Genomic DNA, 16,660 nt, shown 5'->3' with positions numbered 1-16,660 from the left:
CTGAGGAGAGAAGTGCATGACGCAAGTCACGGTGAAACAACTGGCCGATGAGGTCAAAACACCGGTAGAGCGCCTGTTGCAGCAGATGCGTGAGGCAGGTCTGCCGCACACCGCCGCCGAAGAAAATGTGACTGACAGTGAGAAGCAGTCCCTGCTGACTCACTTGAAAAGCAGCCACAAGGCGAAAGTGGAAGAACCACGCAAGATCACGCTGCAGCGTAAAACCACCAGCACCCTGCGTGTTGCTGGCAGCAAAAGCATCAGCGTTGAAGTCCGCAAGAAGAAAGTTTTCGTACAGCGCAGCCCGGAAGAAATCGAAGCCGAGCGCAAGCGTGAACTGGATGAGCGTCGCGCAGTAGAAAATGCTGCCCGTCAGAAGGCTGAAGAAGAAGCCAAGCAACGCGCCGAAGTAGAAGCGCGTAATCAGCCTGCTGCTGCGCAGACCGCTACCAGCGACGCCGTTGCGGCGCCGGCTGCAGTTGCCGAACCTGTTCGCGAAAGCGCACCGGTAGTTGCCGCTGCTCCAGCTCCGTCTGCTGACGTTCGCAACAAGCAGAACGAACAGCGCCGTCCGGACAAGCCACGTGCCGACGACAACAATCGTCGCAGCGGTGGTGGTGATGGCGAGCGCAAAAACGCTCCGCATCGCGCCTCGGTCAAAGAAAAAGCGCCGGCTCCACGTGTGGCGCCACGCACTACCGACGAAGAAAGCGATGGCTTCCGTCGCGGTGGTCGCGGCAAGGCCAAGCTGAAGAAGCGCAACGCTCACGGTTTCCAGAGCCCAACCGGCCCTGTCGTGCGTGATGTGCAGATCGGCGAGACCATCACTGTTGGCGATCTCGCCAATCAGATGTCGGTCAAGGCTGCTGAAATCATCAAGTTCATGTTCAAACTGGGTACTCCAGCGACCATCAACCAGGTGCTTGATCAGGAAACTGCTCAACTGGTAGCCGAAGAACTGGGCCACAAAGTGACCCTGGTCAGCGACACCGCCCTGGAAGATTCCCTGGCCGAGTCCCTGAAGTTTGAAGGTGAGTCGTTCTCCCGTGCGCCAGTCGTGACCGTAATGGGCCACGTTGACCACGGTAAAACGTCCCTGCTCGACTACATCCGTCGTGCCAAGGTAGCTGCTGGCGAAGCCGGCGGTATCACCCAGCACATCGGTGCATACCACGTTGAAACCGAACGCGGCATGGTCACCTTCCTCGATACCCCTGGTCACGCCGCGTTTACCGCAATGCGTGCTCGTGGTGCCAAGGCGACCGACATCGTGATCCTGGTGGTTGCAGCGGACGACGGCGTGATGCCGCAGACCATTGAAGCTGTTCAGCACGCAGTAGCGGCTGGCGTTCCACTGGTTGTAGCCGTGAACAAAATCGACAAGCCGGGCGCCGATCTCGATCGCATCCGTAGCGAACTGTCGGTTCACGGTGTGACTTCCGAAGAGTGGGGCGGTGATACGCCGTTCGTACCGGTTTCGGCGAAGGTCGGTACTGGCGTGGACGAGCTGCTTGAAGCCGTTCTGCTGCAAGCTGAAGTTCTCGAACTGAAAGCGACCCCATCGGCTCCTGGCCGTGGCGTTGTGGTTGAATCGCGTCTCGACAAAGGTCGTGGCCCGGTGGCAACCGTTCTGGTTCAAGACGGTACCCTGCGCCAAGGCGACATGGTGCTGGTCGGTTCGAACTATGGCCGCGTTCGCGCCATGCTCGACGAGAATGGCAAGCCAATCAAGGAAGCCGGTCCTTCCATCCCTGTCGAGATCCTCGGCCTGGACGGTACCCCGGACGCTGGCGACGAGATGAGCGTGGTTGCCGACGAGAAGAAAGCCCGTGAAGTGGCTCTGTTCCGTCAAGGCAAGTTCCGCGAAGTCAAACTGGCTCGCGCTCACGCCGGCAAGCTGGAAAACATCTTCGAAAACATGGGTCAGGCCGAGAAGAAGACGCTCAACATCGTCCTCAAATCCGACGTCCGTGGTTCGCTGGAAGCGTTGAACGGTGCCTTGAATGGCCTGGGTAACGACGAAGTACAAGTGCGCGTAGTTGGCGGCGGTGTCGGTGGTATCACCGAGTCCGACGCTAACCTGGCACTGGCTTCCAACGCTGTACTGTTCGGCTTCAACGTGCGTGCCGATGCTGGCGCACGGAAGATCGTCGAGCAGGAAGGTCTGGACATGCGTTACTACAACGTGATCTACGACATCATCGAAGACGTCAAGAAAGCCCTGACCGGCATGCTCGGCAGCGATGTTCGCGAGAACATCCTGGGTGTGGCAGAAGTGCGTGACGTGTTCCGTTCGCCGAAGTTTGGCGCGATCGCTGGCTGCATGGTGATCGAAGGTGTTGTGCACCGTAACCGTCCGATCCGTGTGCTGCGTGAAGACATCGTTATCTTCGAAGGCGAGCTGGAATCCCTGCGCCGCTTCAAGGATGACGCTTCCGAAGTACGTGCCGGCATGGAATGCGGTATCGGCGTGAAGAGCTACAACGACGTCAAAGTCGGCGACAAGATCGAAGTCTTCGAGAAGGTTCAGGTTGCTCGCAGCCTCTAACTCGCGCACTTCAGGAGCCGTGATGGCCGGCCACACTCACCAGTGTGGCGCATCACCCGGACTCTAAACGCAACGCCCGGTCTGGCTTTTGTCAGGCCGGGCGTTTGCCGCTTTCAGACCTTGCGGGTTTCACCGCTGGGCAGTAACAGGTAACAAAATCATGGCAAAAGAATACAGCCGTACCCAACGTATCGGCGATCAGATGCAGCGTGAGCTGGCCCAACTGATCCGTCGCGAAGTCAAAGATCCACGTGTGGGTCTGGTCACCATTACCGCTGTTGAAGTCAGCCGTGACGTCGGTCACGCGAAGATTTTCATCACCGTAATGGGGCAGGACAACGCTGAAGACATCGCACAAAGCATCAAGGTGCTCAACGCCGCCGCAGGCTTCCTGCGTATGCAACTGGCCCGTGAAATGAAGCTGCGCAGCGTGCCGCAACTGCATTTCCACTACGACGAATCCGTCGTACGTGGTGCGCATCTGTCGGCCCTGATCGAGCGTGCGGTTGCTGAAGACAATCAGCATCCGGTCGCTGCTGAACCTGAAGACACCAAGGAGTAATTCGGTGGCTCAGGTCAAACGTATCCGTCGTAACGTCAGTGGCATCATCCTGCTCGACAAGCCGTTGGGGTTCACCTCCAACGCCGCGTTGCAGAAGGTTCGCTGGCTGCTGAATGCCGAGAAGGCCGGTCACACCGGCAGCCTCGACCCGCTGGCCACCGGTGTTTTACCGTTGTGCTTTGGCGAAGCGACCAAGTTCTCGCAATACCTGCTCGATTCCGACAAGGGTTATGAAACCCTGGCGCAACTGGGCAAGACCACCACCACGGCGGATGCCGAAGGTGAGGTTTTGCAGGAGCGCCCGGTGACCGTTGGTCGCGCCGATGTCGAAGCGGCATTGCCGAAATTTCGTGGGCAAATCAGTCAGATACCGCCGATGTACTCGGCGCTCAAGCGTGATGGCCAACCGCTGTACAAGCTGGCTCGTGCAGGCGAAGTAGTGGAGCGCGAACCGCGTTCTGTTACTATTGCGCGCTTGGAATTACTGGCCTTCGAAGGCGATACTGCGCGTCTTGCGGTGGATTGCAGCAAGGGCACCTATATTCGCACCCTGGTGGAGGATATTGGTGAGCAACTCGGTTGTGGTGCGTACGTCGCTGAATTGCGCCGTACCCAGGCCGGGCCTTTTACCCTGGCGCAAACGGTTACCCTCGAAGAGCTCGAAGCAGTACATGCCGAAGGCGGCAACGAAGCAGTTGATCGCTTCCTAATGCCATCGGACAGCGGCCTGCTGGACTGGCCGTTGCTGCACTTCTCGGAAGCGAGCGCGTTCTACTGGCTCAACGGCCAGCCGGTACGTGCCCCGGATGCTCCGAAGTTCGGCATGGTACGGGTACAGGATCACAATGGTCGCTTCATCGGTATCGGTGAAGTGAGCGAAGACGGGCGTATTGCGCCACGTCGACTGATTCGGTCGGAATGACCGAAACCGGTCTGTGTCAAAGCAGGCTGGCGAGGGTGGCTGTTAACAGGCACGGTCACTACTCATTTATAGATACAGGGATTTGTCCCTGGCCTGTTGAAACTGTTTCTTTGAAACAGTTTCCTGATAAAAGGATTGCCTCATGGCTCTCGACGTTCAAGAAAAAGCTCAAATCGTTGCTGACTACCAGCAAGCTGTTGGTGACACTGGTTCGCCAGAAGTGCAAGTTGCACTGCTGACCCACAACATCAACAAGCTGCAAGGTCACTTCAAGGCCAACGGTAAAGATCACCACTCCCGTCGTGGTCTGATCCGCATGGTAAACCAGCGTCGCAAGCTGCTGGACTACCTGAAAGGCAAGGATCTGGGTCGTTATCAGACTCTGATCGGTCGCCTGGGTCTGCGTCGCTAATCAGCGATTGCGCTATGAGGTTGGTTGTCTGTCGGACGTCTGCGGTTTACCGCCGGCGGCTTGCAGGCTCCCAGCCTCAAGTTTTATCTGGATACACGTTTTACCCCGGACAACGGTTGGGCCGATTCCCGACATTGCCCAAGAATTCGCAAGAAACCAGTTCCCCCAAGAGCCACAAAGAAGGTAGGACACCGTGAACCCGGTAATCAAAAAATTCCAGTTCGGTCAATCGACCGTTACCCTCGAGACTGGCCGTATCGCCCGTCAGGCCTCCGGCGCAGTATTGGTCACCGTTGACGACGACGTCAGCGTATTGGTGACTGTAGTTGGCGCAAAACAAGCTGATCCAGGCAAGGGCTTCTTCCCTCTGTCGGTTCACTACCAGGAAAAGACTTACGCTGCCGGTAAGATCCCTGGCGGTTTCTTCAAGCGTGAAGGCCGTCCTTCCGAGAAAGAAACCCTGACTTCCCGACTGATCGACCGTCCGATCCGTCCGCTGTTCCCGGAAGGCTTCATGAACGAAGTGCAGGTTGTCTGCACCGTCGTTTCCACCAGCAAGAAGACCGATCCGGACATCGCTGCGATGATCGGTACCTCGGCTGCCCTGGCCATCTCGGGCATTCCGTTCGACGGCCCGATCGGCGCCGCTCGTGTAGCTTTCCACGAAAGCACCGGCTACCTGCTGAACCCGACTTACGAGCAGCAAGCTGCTTCGAGCCTGGACATGGTCGTTGCCGGTACTTCCGACGCTGTGCTGATGGTTGAATCGGAAGCCAAAGAGCTGACCGAAGACCAGATGCTGGGCGCGGTACTGTTTGCTCACGACGAATTCCAGGTGGTGATCAACGCTGTTAAAGAACTGGCCGCTGAAGCTGCCAAGCCAACCTGGAACTGGGCTCCGGCGCCAGAAGCCACCGAACTGCTGGGCGCTATCCGTGCCGAGTTCGGCGAAGCAATCTCCCAGGCTTACACCATCACCATCAAGGCCGACCGTTACGCTCGCCTGGGTGAGCTGAAGGATCAAGTGGTTGCCAAACTGTCCGGTGAAGAAGGCCAGCCTTCGTCCAGCGAAGTCAAAGCCGCTTTCGGCGAAATCGAATACCGCACCGTTCGCGAAAACATCGTTAACGGCAAGCCACGTATCGACGGCCGCGACACCAAGACCGTACGTCCGCTGAACATCGAAGTCGGCGTTCTGCCGAAGACTCACGGTTCGGCGCTGTTCACCCGTGGTGAAACCCAGGCTCTGGTAGTCGCGACTCTGGGCACCGCCCGTGACGCACAGCTGCTGGACACTCTGGAAGGCGAGAAAAAAGACCCGTTCATGCTGCACTACAACTTCCCTCCGTTCTCGGTAGGCGAATGTGGTCGCATGGGTGGTGCTGGTCGTCGTGAAATCGGTCACGGCCGTCTGGCCCGTCGTTCGGTTTCGGCCATGCTGCCAGCCGCTGACGTGTTCCCGTACACCATCCGTGTGGTGTCGGAAATCACCGAATCCAACGGTTCGAGCTCGATGGCTTCCGTTTGCGGTGCTTCCCTGGCCCTGATGGACGCTGGTGTGCCGATGAAGGCGCCGGTTGCCGGTATCGCCATGGGTCTGGTTAAAGAAGGCGAGAAATTCGCCGTCCTGACCGACATCCTCGGTGACGAAGACCACCTGGGCGACATGGACTTCAAAGTTGCCGGTACCGCCAAAGGTGTTACCGCGCTGCAGATGGACATCAAGATCAAGGGCATCACCGAAGAGATCATGGAAATCGCTCTGGGCCAAGCCCTGGAAGCGCGCCTGAACATTCTCGGTCAGATGAACCAGATCATTGGCCAGTCGCGTACCGAACTGTCGGCCAACGCTCCGACCATGATCGCGATGAAAATCGACACCGACAAAATCCGTGACGTTATCGGTAAAGGTGGCGCGACCATCCGTGCGATCTGCGAAGAAACCAAGGCTTCGATCGACATCGAAGACGACGGTTCGATCAAGATCTTCGGCGAAACCAAGGAAGCTGCTGAAGCTGCACGTCAGCGCGTTCTGGGCATCACCGCTGAAGCCGAGATCGGCAAGATCTACGTCGGCAAGGTTGAGCGCATCGTCGACTTCGGCGCATTCGTCAACATCCTGCCTGGCAAGGACGGTCTGGTGCACATCTCGATGCTGAGCGACGCTCGCGTAGAGAAAGTGACCGACATCCTGAAAGAAGGCCAGGAAGTGGAAGTGCTGGTACTGGACGTGGACAACCGCGGCCGTATCAAGCTGTCCATCAAAGACGTAGCAGCGGCCAAGGCTTCGGGCGTTTAATCAGCCCAAAGCGTTAGCGCAATAAAAATGCCCCGCCGTGAAAACGGTGGGGCATTTTTTTGTCTGCGAAATATCGAGACATTCTGCGAAGTTGCCGGACTTCAGAACCGGTGCTAGGTTTAGCCCACCGCCCGTGTAGCTCAGCCGGTAGAGCAGCGCACTCGTAACGCGAAGGTCGCAGGTTCGATTCCTGTCTCGGGCACCACCTCTCTTATTTCACCTTGCGGCTCAGATCCTCGACGGTACGTTTGAGCTGTTCCATCGCCCGATCCTGATCGTTGATTTTCTGCTTCAGATTCGAAATCTCGCTGCTGTTCGAGTTGGAACTGGAGCCACTGTTGCGCTTGAGGTCTTCGACCTGACGACCGAGCGTGTCCAGTTCACGGTCCTGGTCTTTGACCTTGTTTTTCAGATCATCGATTTCCTTGCCGCTGGAGCTTGAGCTCGAACCGCTGCTGCGTTTCAGTTCTTCGATCTGGCGCGATTGCTCGCTGATGGTATCGCGCATTTTTCTCAGGTCATCGATGCTGACATCGCTTCTGATCACCACGTCTTTGCCGTAGTCGTTGTGAATCAGTGAAACCTTGTCGCCGTAGGAAGCGCTGCTGTTACTCAATTCAACAGCCATTGCACTGGCCGGCAGAACCAAAGTGGCGATCAGAGCGGTGGCAGACACAACAGAAGAAATTTTCGAAAAGCTGCGCATCACTGGGTTTCCTTGTGAACAGCGAAGAAGTGCCGAAGTGGCACATCGCTATGACTCGAAATCCGCATTTATGTTCCGCAGGTCAGCTTTTTGTGAGAGAGATGTAAAGAGCCGTGTAATTCGTCATGCAAACGTCCTATATTCGGAGCCTGCATGAGCATCGCCCAGCAGTTTTCAGATGATCCCGAATGGTTCCGAAGTCCGGACAAATCCGCGTCAGAGAGATCCTTGATGATCCAGATCCATCCTCCATTCTTACGATCAGCGAGAACGCCATGACCGAATTAACTCAAGAGCAACGTCACGAACAGGCGCTGGAAAAGTACATTCTGGACGTACCGGACCTGAAGGAAGAGATCAAGGACCTGAGTCCTGATGATCAGAAAGACCAGATTCAGTGGGCCTTCGAAGATGAGGCTGAAGCCCAGGGCCTGCAGCCGTGGGAACTGACGCTCAAGTACACGAGCACGCCGGAGGAGTTCGAGGCGCAGCGCCTTGTGCTGCACAAAGAGGCGGCTGAAGTACTGGGTGTCGAATGGGACGAGTACTGCGAGATGAATAATCTCGTCGTATAAGAGCAGCTACGAGTTTCAAGCGGCAAGCTGCAAGTCAAAGCAAAGGCATTGTGGCTTGCAGCTTGTAGCTCGCATCTTGTCGCTGCTGTTTAAAGGCTGAGTCGCATCGACAGATCCACCGCTTTGACATCCTTGGTCATCGCACCGATCGAGATGTAATCCACCCCGGTTTCGGCGATCGGCAGCAGCGTGCTTTCGTTGATGCCGCCGCTGGCTTCCAGTTTTGCCTTGCCACCGTTCAGGCGCACGGCTTCGCGCATGTCGTCCAGGCTCAACTCATCAAGCATGATGATGTCGGCGCCAGCAGCCAGCGCTTCTTTCAGTTCATCCAGACTTTCCACTTCGACTTCCACCGGTTTGCCCGGCGCAATCTTGTGCGCAGCGGCAATGGCTTGTGGAATGCCACCGCTGGCGGCGATGTGGTTTTCCTTGATCAGGAACGCGTCGTACAGACCGATGCGATGGTTGTGGCAGCCACCGCAGGTCACCGCGTATTTCTGCGCCAGACGCAAGCCCGGCAGAGTTTTGCGGGTGTCGAGCAGTTTGACCTGAGTGGTGCCGACGAAATCGGCCAGGTACTGCGCGCGCGTGGCTACGCCGGACAGCAGTTGCAGGAAATTCAGCGCACTGCGCTCACCGGTCAGCAGCGAACGGGCCGGGCCTTCGAGGTGAAACAGCGGCTGATTGGGTTTCACCCGTTCGCCATCGACTACCTGCCAATGCACCGCGACCCGCGGATCAAGCTGACGGAACACGGCATCAACCCACGCGGTGCCGCAGATGACAGCCGCGTCGCGCGTAATGATGGTGGCTTTGGCCAAGCGTTCGGCCGGGATCAGTTGCGCGGTGATGTCGCCGCTGCCGATGTCTTCGAGCAACGCACGGCGCACGTTGGCTTCGATTTCGGCGGTCAAATCGGCGAGACGTAGATTCGGCATAACGGGCTCCACAAACAAAGTGGTTCGATTATAGGGGCATGGCGCGAGCCAACCCAAGGCGAGAACGCGCGTGCTTGCCTGCATCCGGTCGATTTTCTTTGAGCAAACCCGGCCAGTCGTGGTCACTGAAAGGGGCGGTATAGGGGAAACCCTGACGGCTATGGCGCCGGGTGCAAGTTATGAAAGATAATTCGCCTTGCATTTGACGTCATAGCTTTGACGTCCTGATTGAACTTGTGCGAGCGAACCTGCTCGGAAATGCATGCTCTCAGTGACATTGCTGCGGCTGATACACCGCCATCGCGAGCAGGCTCGCTCCCACAGGGGGCCGGGTTGGCTTGACCGAACGAATCACCGTTTCAGGAGGCTTGGATGCACAACGACGGGAAAGTGGTGCCTTTGCACAAAGGCACTGCCGATCAGGCGAATCACTCGCCGCTCGCCCGCCTGCCTGTGATTCTGCTTCAGGTTCGCGACAAGGCTGCCCAGCAACTGCGCCACGGTTTGCAGGAGCTGTTCGATAACGCCGACGACACGCTGTTTGAAATGGCCGACCGGGCGCGCAACGATGTCGAACAGAATATTTTTTTCGAAGCCATGCGCGACCTGCGTCTGAAGCGCAAAAACATCGAGCGTGGTTTTCTTGAGCAGTTTTTTGAAGCCTTTGTCGGCCTGACTCAATACGATCCCACGCACCACACGCTGCCCCATGCCCTGATATATGACGAGTTGGCGCCACGCAGCGACGACATGGAACGCAGTGTGGCGGTCGAGACCATGGTCGGTCGCGTACTCAAGCGTGACGGCTTCGCGCTCGATCAACTGACCGCGCGGCTCAACGCGCTGCTCGGCAATACCCTCAATCATCAGCACAACCCGCTAGGCCCGGCGCTGCTCTGCGAGTTTTTCCTGCAGGCCGGACGTAACCTGGGCGTGGAAATCAAGGTCAAGCTGATCCTGCTCAAACTGTTCGAGCGCTATGTCTTGGCCGACACCGAACAGCTCTACGCCGAAGCCAATCAGTTGCTGCTTGCCACCGGTGTGTTGCCCGAATTGAAAGCAGCCCCGGCACGTCGCGCAATTGATCGTGCGGCAGCCGATGTCGACCGCGAGGAAGGCCACGACCCGGCGCCAGTCGAGGAAGGTGTACAGGAAGTTTTCGCGGCATTGCAGGAGTTGCTTTTGCATGTGCGCGGCAGTGTCGCACCAACGCTGGAGTCCAGCGCAGCGGCGCAGCCGATTTCCACTCGCGACCTGTTGCGTCTGCTCTCGCACCTGCAACAGTACGTGCCGGCGCTTGCGGCTCAGGATGACTTCGATCTGCGCAATCAGCTCGAGCAACTGCTGACTCGAGTCAGCGTCAGAAGTGGCAAATCGCGCATCGTCGGCGATGCGGACGAAGACGTGATCAACCTGATCGCCATGGTCTTCGACTGTATTCTTGAAGACCGCAATGTGCCGGATTCGCTCAAGGCCTTGATCGCGCGGTTGCAGATTCCGATGCTCAAGGTCGCGGTGCTCGACAAGAGTTTCTTCAGTCGCAGCACCCATCCGGCGCGGCGCCTGCTCAATGAAATCGCCGAGGCGGCCATGGGCTGGGGCGATTGTGACGGTGACGCGCGTGACAGCTTGTACCTGCGTATCGAACAAGTGGTGCAGCGACTGCTGACTGACTTTGTCGATGATCCGGCGATTTTTTCCGAGTTACTGGCCGATTTCCTCGCGTTCACCAGCGACGAACGCCGACGCAGTGAGTTGCTTGAGCAACGGTTGCGCGATGCCGAAGAGGGGCGGGCAAAAACCGAACTGGCCCGGCGCCGGGTCGAACGGGCGCTGAATCAAGCGTTGCTGGGTAAAACGCTGCCGCCGACCGTGGTCACCTTCGTCCAGGACGCCTGGAGCAAAGTACTCCTGCTGACCTGCCTCAAGCATGGCGATCAGTCAGCCGAATGGCAGGCCGACGTGCAAACCATGGAGCAATTGATCTGGAGCGTGCAGCGTCATGACGACACTGAATCCAGTCTGCGCTTGCTGGCACTGGTGCCGGGCTTGCTCAAATCGCTGCGTGATGGCCTGAGCAGTTCGGCGTTCGATCCATTCGCCACCAGTGAATTTTTCAGTGCACTGGAAGCCCTGCACGTACGGGTGCTGGAGCGTTCCGTCGAGGCGGATCCGGCCGCACCGATGATCGAGGTGTCGCAGCAGATCATGCTGCAAACTGCCGACGAGGGCAGCATGGCGCTGACGTCGGTACGCTTGCCCCATGACGCTGCGGGTCTGCGCCAGGTCGAGCAACTGCGCCTGGGCAGCTGGGTGGCGTTTCAGGAAGACGAGGAAAACAGTCTGCGCTGCAAGCTGGCGGCAATTGTCGAAGCCACCGGCAAGTATGTATTTGTCGATCGCACCGGGATGAAGGTGCTGGAGCGCAGCCGCATTACGTTGGCCTTGGAATTCGAGCGCGGTGTGGTGCGTGTGCTGGACGACACCTTGCTGTTCGACCGGGCGCTGGAGTCGGTGCTGGGCAATCTGCGGCGACTCAATCGCGGCAAGTGATCGCGCGCCGGGGGCCGATCACGGCATACTGGGCGCCAACACAGTCGGCGTTGAAGGAATCGGTATGCAGTTGGATCCCGCTAGCGGGTGGTGTCACGGGGTGCAGGTCTGCCCATCGCCCAACTTCAATGAACGCCCTGCGGGCGAAATTTCCCTGTTGGTCATCCACAACATCAGCCTGCCGCCGGCGCAGTTCGCCACGGGCAAGGTGCAGGAATTTTTCCAGAATCGTCTGGATGTCACCGAACATCCCTACTTTGCAGGGATCGCCGACTTGCGCGTTTCGGCGCATTTTCTGATTGAACGTGACGGCAAGGTCACCCAGTTTGTCTCCTGTCTTGAGCGGGCTTGGCATGCCGGCGTGTCGATGTTCGAAGGGCGAGAAACCTGTAACGATTTTTCCGTGGGCATCGAGCTCGAAGGCACCGATGATCTACCGTTCACCGACGCGCAGTATCAGGCGTTGACGGCGCTGACCCGCCAGTTGCAGACAGCATTTCCGGCCATCACCGGCGCGCGCATTTGTGGGCACAGCGACATAGCACCCGGGCGTAAGACCGATCCTGGCCCGGCATTCGACTGGGCACGTTACCGCGCAGCCCTGGCACAAGAGGAAGGACAATGAGTTTTCTGGTGTTACTGCTGGCGCTGTGGATCGAGAAGTTTTCGGCCCTGCGTCATCGGGTTCAACGCGATGGCGGATGGATCCGCGAACTGAACAAGCTGGAAAGCAGCGAGCGGCTGGCCAAACAGCCGTGGCTGGTGCTGAGCATTCTGGTGCTGTTTCCAGTGGCGTTGCTGGCGCTGTTGCTGGTGGTGCTGGAGCCGGTGGCTTACGGCTTGCTGGCGTTGCCGGTGCATTTGCTGGTGGTGATTTACAGTCTGGGGCGCGGCGACTTGCTTGGCGGCCTCGGGCCCTTTCGTGATGCCTGGCGCCGTGAGGATCTGCAAGCAGCGGCACATGTGGCCAAGCGCGATCTGAATATCTGCGCCGACAGCGGCGAGCAGTTGCTTGAAAGCGTGCAAGGGCATCTGCTGTGGCAGGCCTATCAGAGCTTTTTTGCGGTGATCTTCTGGTATTTCGTACTTGGCCCGGTGGCGGCGTTGGCGTATCGCCTGTTGGCGCTGGCGCAGGAACATGGCCAGAACCCGGCATTGGTGGAGCGCGCTGCGCAACTGCGGCATGCCTTTGACTGGCTGCCGGTGCGCTTGTTGGCGGCGAGTCTGGCGCTGGTCGGCAATTTTGTCGCGGTCAGCCGGGTGATGCTGCATGAACTGCTCAACTGGAACATCAGCGCGGCGCAACTGATCAATCGGGTCGGTTTGGCGGCGGGTGAAATTCCACCTCCAGTGGTCGGGCCGGAAGGCATAAACACCCTCGATTGCCTGTGGGAACTGCTGCTGCGTGCGGCGGTGCTGTGGTATGCCGGGTTTGCCTTGTGGACAGTCCTGATCCACTGATTTCACTGATTTAAAGAAGGATCAAAAGATCGCAGCCTGCGGCAGCTCCTACACAGGGATTGTGTGTTTCCTGTGAGAGCTGCCGCAGGCTGCGATCTTTTTGTCGTTAACCTTAAGTTACAAAACCTCCCTTCGATTTGAGCTATACAGAGATGGCGCCCGATAGTGGCTATCTGCTGTCGCCCCGCGCCTGCCAATAAAAACAAGAAAAACCAAGGGAGACTTCCAGTGAAGAGCTTGCTCTATCCCGCTGTCTCGCTGATGAACCGTCTGAGCTTCGGCATGAAGTTCAGCCTGATCAGCGTGCTGTTCCTGGTGCCGATGCTGGTGACCAATTTCTATCTGGTGCGCGATTCCTATCGCGAATTCCAGGGCACCCGCGTCGAACTGCAAAGCCTCGATCTGCTGGGCAGCAGCCTGGCCTTGCGCCGGGATCTGGAAACCCTCAACAATCTGGTGCAGATCAACGTCACCCTCGGCCAGTCCGGCAAGGCCGGCAATGTCGAGGCGCAAATCACCACCCTCGAACAAGCGGTACTGGCCCACCTGCAAGGGCTGACAGCGATGACCGACGACCCTGAGCAGGTCCAGGTATTCGATGGCAAGCGCGACGAAATGATCGCTGCATTAAAGGCCCAGCAAGCGGAAAACTCGCTGCAGAGCAAAAGCGCGTTGATCGGCAAACTGCTGGCCAGTGCGCAGATTTTCAGTCAGATCATCACCAGTCAGGCCGGACTGAGCCGCGATAATCAGAGCGACATCCGTCAGCTCAGCGAACTGATCACCCTGATCACGCCGAGCGTCACGCAAACCCTCGGCGAAGGCCGGGCGATGGGCTCGTATTCATTGGGCCAGGGGTTTCTCAACAGTTCTTCGAGTACCCGTTTTGATGAGCTGCTGGTGCAGATCGAAAAACTCCAGGCCGAATACGGCTTGAAACTGCAGGACGCCCTCGGCTCCAGCAAAGCCGCGCGGGACAACCTCAGCACGGCGGCCGAGAGCAGCAAGGGCTCGCTGAAACAGGCCAGCGAGCTGTTCGAAGAACAGGTGGTGATGGCCGACACGCTCGATGCGCCGTGGCAGGCTTTTTACGATCAGGTCACTGGGCTGATCGGCAAGACCTATGAGCTCAACGAAGCCACGCTGAAATTCCTCGACACTCAATTGCAGCAGCGTCTGGCGCAGAACCGCACGCACATGGTCTTGCAGGCGGTGGCGCTGTCTGTGGTGTTCGTGCTGATTTTCTATCTCTACGGTGGTTTTTACGCCTCGACCAGAACCACGCTGAAACGCCTTGGAGCAATGATGGACAAGGTCGCGGCCGGCGACATGACGGTCAACTTCAAGGCCAGCAGTCGCGATGAGTTAGGTGAATTGGGCGAAGTGTTCAATGGCACGGTGAAGAAGATTCACGACTTGATCGAGCGGGTAGGCCAGACCGTCGGCGAGGTCGAGCGTCAGGCCGGACAGGTTGAAAACGTTTCGGCGCAAAGCAACCAAGCGGTCGCAGGGCAACGTACGCAGATCGAGCAAGTGGCGACGGCAATGAACCAGATGTCGGCGACCTCGCTGGAGGTGGCGCGCAGTGCCGCCGCAGCGGTGAGCAGTGCCCACAGCGTGAATGACGAGACCATCAGTGGTCGTGGCCTGGTCGAGTCACAGCAGGGCAGCATTGCCGCGCTGGCCAGTGAAATCGATCAGTCGGTACGGGTGATCAACCAGTTGGCGAGCGACAGCCAATCGATCAGCCGCGTACTGGAAGTGATCAAGAGCATCGCCGAACAGACCAACCTGCTGGCGCTGAATGCCGCGATCGAAGCGGCGCGTGCCGGCGAGCAGGGGCGTGGTTTTGCCGTGGTGGCGGACGAAGTGCGCACGCTGGCCAAACGCACCCAGCAATCGACCGAAGAAATCGAACAGATGATCGCCAAACTGCACGGCGGCGTTGGGGCGGCGGTGAAAGCCATGGGCGTCAGCCATCAGATGGCCAGCGGCACGGTGGGGCAGTCGGAGAAGGTCCAGCAGGCGCTGGAAAACATCCTCGGCGCGGTGGGCATGATCGTCGATCAGAACCAGCAGATCGCCGCTGCCGTTGAGCAGCAAACGGCGGTGGCCCATGACATCGACCAGAACATCGTTGAGATCAACCGCGCCGGCGAGCGCACGGCGCAAGGTGCGCATCAGACTGAAGATGCCAGCCGTGCGCTGTCAGCCCAAGTGGTAGAGCTCAAACAACTGATCAGCGCCTTCCGCGTCTGAAACAAGCCGGATCAGAATGTGGGAGCGAGCCTGCTCGCGAATGCAATCTGTCAGTGACATCGCTGTCACCTGACACACCGCCTTCGCGAGCAGGCTCGCTCCCACAGGGTTTTGCGTTTTATCAGAACCTTTTGTAGGACTTTTTCACTTCGGCCCGTAAGCCCAATCCTGTTTCTCTGCAGACTCTGGCATTTCCCCAGCAATGATCCAGTATCCATACCCAATCGTTCGCGTAGAGGAGGCCGCTCATGTCTGCCGCAACTCTGGGAGTCCAGGGCCGTTGTGCTCATTGCCAGACCACGCTGCTGCTCAAACCGTGGCAACTCAATGCCATTTCGATCAATGAACCGTTTACCTGCGAGCATTGCCAGCAAACGCTGGAATTGCGTTGCCCGCAACAGATCAAACGCTTCAAATCCCTTGATTCGCTTGCACTGCTGCGTTTCAGCGCTTCAGTAACAGTCTGCACCGCATTGCTGGTGGCGTTGGTAATGGAATGGGTGGGGCTGCTGAGCGTCACCGAACAACTGAACGCTTCACTGATCACGATTTTCGTGTACTTCGTGGTCGTCCGTTACGCACGCCAGCGTCAGCATCTGATGCTGATTCTGGAGGCCGCCAAGGCGCACGCCGACTGAGGGCTTGTTACCAGCCGAATACTTCACAGCTGTTCGCGGTGCTGGCAGCGGCCAGTCGCTCCGGGCTGATCTTCATCAGCTCGGCCAAGGTCTTACAAATCGCCGGCAAGTGCGCCGGGCTGTTGCGCTGACCGGGAAACATCGCAGGCGCCATGTCCGGTGAATCGGTTTCCAGCACGATCGACTCCAGCGGCAGTTCCGCCAGTACCCGATGCATGCGCAACGCCTGCGGCCAGGTCGGTGCACCGCCCAGGCCCAGTTTGAAACCGAGTTTGATGTACTCCCGCGCTTCTTCACGGCTGCCGGCGAAGGCGTGAATGATCCCCGCGCGTTTGAGCTTGAAGCGTTTGAGCGTAGCGATGATCGCCGCATGACTACGGCGAACGTGGATTAATGCCGGTAATTGGAAATCCGCCGCCAATTGCAGTTGCGCTTCGAACAGCGCTTGTTGCCGCTCGCGATCCAGCGTTTCGATGAAGTAATCCAGACCGATTTCGCCCACCGCACACAATTGTCGATGACCGCGCAGCCGGTTCAGCCAATCACCGAGCGCTGATACATCTTCAGGACGATGCTGATCGAGATACACCGGATGCAGACCGAACGCCGCGTACAAGTCCTTGTCGCTCTGCACCAGATCCCACACCCGTTGCCAGTTACCCTCATAAACCCCCAACACCACCATCCGCCGCACTCCGAGGGCGCGGCATTCGGCGAGCAACGCCGAGCGATCGGCGTCGAAGTCGGGGAAATCGAGGTGGGTGTGGCTGTCGATCAGCTCCACGGC

At 58.3% G+C, this 16,660-nt stretch carries 14 protein-coding genes and 1 tRNA gene; 12 read left to right on the top strand and 3 right to left on the bottom strand.

All coding sequences use genetic code 11. The features are described from left to right. Positions 1–16 precede the first annotated feature (16 nt). The 6 genes from infB (at position 17) to KBP52_RS14390 (ending at position 6,948) form a co-directional block, all read left to right on the top strand. Positions 17–2,548 carry a translation initiation factor IF-2 gene (gene infB, locus KBP52_RS14415; protein ID WP_077571040.1) on the top strand — a complete coding sequence of 844 codons (2,532 nt, stop codon included), beginning with the start codon at positions 17–19 and terminating at the stop codon, positions 2,546–2,548. Positions 2,549–2,708: 160 nt separating this feature from the next. Continuing rightward, positions 2,709–3,110, top strand: coding sequence for a 30S ribosome-binding factor RbfA (gene rbfA / locus KBP52_RS14410; protein ID WP_007915259.1), 402 nt, complete (start codon positions 2,709–2,711; stop codon positions 3,108–3,110). Between the two features lie 4 nt (positions 3,111–3,114). Next, positions 3,115–4,032 (top strand): tRNA pseudouridine(55) synthase TruB, encoded by a 918-nt coding sequence (gene truB, locus KBP52_RS14405; protein ID WP_034154423.1) that lies wholly within the window; start codon positions 3,115–3,117, stop codon positions 4,030–4,032. Positions 4,033–4,174: 142 nt separating this feature from the next. Further along, positions 4,175–4,444, top strand: coding sequence for a 30S ribosomal protein S15 (gene rpsO, locus KBP52_RS14400; protein WP_003177875.1), 270 nt, complete (start codon positions 4,175–4,177; stop codon positions 4,442–4,444). Positions 4,445–4,637: 193 nt separating this feature from the next. Next, entirely contained in the window at positions 4,638–6,743 is a 2,106-nt protein-coding gene (gene pnp, locus KBP52_RS14395) for a polyribonucleotide nucleotidyltransferase (RefSeq protein ID WP_053117036.1), read from the top strand. Positions 6,744–6,872: 129 nt separating this feature from the next. After that, positions 6,873–6,948 (top strand) — tRNA-Thr (locus KBP52_RS14390). A 6-nt stretch (positions 6,949–6,954) separates the two neighbouring features. On the opposite strand, the gene KBP52_RS14385 is transcribed toward KBP52_RS14390, so the two are convergent. Continuing rightward, the gene (locus tag KBP52_RS14385) at positions 6,955–7,449 is read right to left on the bottom strand and encodes a hypothetical protein (protein WP_123594497.1); all 495 of its coding nucleotides are present in this window, start codon (positions 7,447–7,449) and stop codon (positions 6,955–6,957) included. 275 nt (positions 7,450–7,724) lie between these two features. On the opposite strand from KBP52_RS14385, the gene KBP52_RS14380 reads away from it, so the two are divergent. Then, on the top strand, positions 7,725–8,024 hold the full coding sequence (locus KBP52_RS14380) for a DUF6388 family protein (RefSeq protein ID WP_034154593.1): 300 nt from the start codon (positions 7,725–7,727) through the stop codon (positions 8,022–8,024). A gap of 89 nt (positions 8,025–8,113) precedes the next feature. Here the strand turns inward: KBP52_RS14380 and nadC are convergent, their stop codons facing one another. Further along, positions 8,114–8,962, bottom strand: coding sequence for a carboxylating nicotinate-nucleotide diphosphorylase (gene nadC, locus KBP52_RS14375; RefSeq protein ID WP_016986492.1), 849 nt, complete (start codon positions 8,960–8,962; stop codon positions 8,114–8,116). Between the two features lie 372 nt (positions 8,963–9,334). Between nadC and KBP52_RS14370 the strand changes: the two genes are divergently transcribed. The 5 genes from KBP52_RS14370 (at position 9,335) to KBP52_RS14350 (ending at position 15,873) form a co-directional block, all read left to right on the top strand. Continuing rightward, the gene (locus tag KBP52_RS14370) at positions 9,335–11,515 is read left to right on the top strand and encodes a DUF1631 domain-containing protein (RefSeq protein ID WP_212622993.1); all 2,181 of its coding nucleotides are present in this window, start codon (positions 9,335–9,337) and stop codon (positions 11,513–11,515) included. Between the two features lie 64 nt (positions 11,516–11,579). Further along, a complete protein-coding gene (gene ampD / locus KBP52_RS14365) occupies positions 11,580–12,140 on the top strand; it encodes a 1,6-anhydro-N-acetylmuramyl-L-alanine amidase AmpD (protein WP_077571048.1) in 561 nt (186 codons plus the stop codon). Further along, a complete protein-coding gene (ampE, locus tag KBP52_RS14360; RefSeq protein WP_116029442.1) occupies positions 12,137–12,976 on the top strand; it encodes a regulatory signaling modulator protein AmpE in 840 nt (279 codons plus the stop codon). Before ampD ends, ampE begins: the two co-directional genes overlap by 4 nt. A 228-nt stretch (positions 12,977–13,204) precedes the next feature. Continuing rightward, on the top strand, positions 13,205–15,235 hold the full coding sequence (locus tag KBP52_RS14355; protein WP_212622992.1) for a methyl-accepting chemotaxis protein: 2,031 nt from the start codon (positions 13,205–13,207) through the stop codon (positions 15,233–15,235). 248 nt (positions 15,236–15,483) lie between these two features. Then, entirely contained in the window at positions 15,484–15,873 is a 390-nt protein-coding gene (locus tag KBP52_RS14350) for a hypothetical protein (protein WP_077571054.1), read from the top strand. 7 nt (positions 15,874–15,880) lie between these two features. On the opposite strand, the gene KBP52_RS14345 is transcribed toward KBP52_RS14350, so the two are convergent. Further along, positions 15,881–16,657, bottom strand: a complete 777-nt coding sequence (locus KBP52_RS14345; RefSeq protein ID WP_212622991.1) for a TatD family hydrolase — start codon at positions 16,655–16,657, stop codon at positions 15,881–15,883. Positions 16,658–16,660 lie beyond the last annotated feature (3 nt).

It is taken from the genome of Pseudomonas sp. SCA2728.1_7, from assembly GCF_018138145.1.
Classification (GTDB): Bacteria; Pseudomonadota; Gammaproteobacteria; order Pseudomonadales; family Pseudomonadaceae; genus Aquipseudomonas; species Aquipseudomonas koreensis_A.
Note: the sequence above shows the minus strand (reverse complement) of the source record. Positions and strands in the feature narration are given on the sequence as shown.

What these genes read in the sequence shown, in the direction of transcription:
- infB (WP_077571040.1), top strand. Translation starts at nt 17, where the DNA reads ATGACGCAAGTCACGGTGAAACAACTGGCCGATGAGGTCAAAACACCG.
- rbfA (WP_007915259.1), top strand. Translation starts at nt 2,709, where the DNA reads ATGGCAAAAGAATACAGCCGTACCCAACGTATCGGCGATCAGATGCAG.
- rpsO (WP_003177875.1), top strand. Translation starts at nt 4,175, where the DNA reads ATGGCTCTCGACGTTCAAGAAAAAGCTCAAATCGTTGCTGACTACCAG.
- KBP52_RS14385 (WP_123594497.1), bottom strand. Translation starts at nt 7,449, where the DNA reads ATGCGCAGCTTTTCGAAAATTTCTTCTGTTGTGTCTGCCACCGCTCTG.
- KBP52_RS14380 (WP_034154593.1), top strand. Translation starts at nt 7,725, where the DNA reads ATGACCGAATTAACTCAAGAGCAACGTCACGAACAGGCGCTGGAAAAG.
- nadC (WP_016986492.1), bottom strand. Translation starts at nt 8,962, where the DNA reads ATGCCGAATCTACGTCTCGCCGATTTGACCGCCGAAATCGAAGCCAAC.
- KBP52_RS14370 (WP_212622993.1), top strand. Translation starts at nt 9,335, where the DNA reads ATGCACAACGACGGGAAAGTGGTGCCTTTGCACAAAGGCACTGCCGAT.
- ampD (WP_077571048.1), top strand. Translation starts at nt 11,580, where the DNA reads ATGCAGTTGGATCCCGCTAGCGGGTGGTGTCACGGGGTGCAGGTCTGC.
- ampE (WP_116029442.1), top strand. Translation starts at nt 12,137, where the DNA reads ATGAGTTTTCTGGTGTTACTGCTGGCGCTGTGGATCGAGAAGTTTTCG.
- KBP52_RS14350 (WP_077571054.1), top strand. Translation starts at nt 15,484, where the DNA reads ATGTCTGCCGCAACTCTGGGAGTCCAGGGCCGTTGTGCTCATTGCCAG.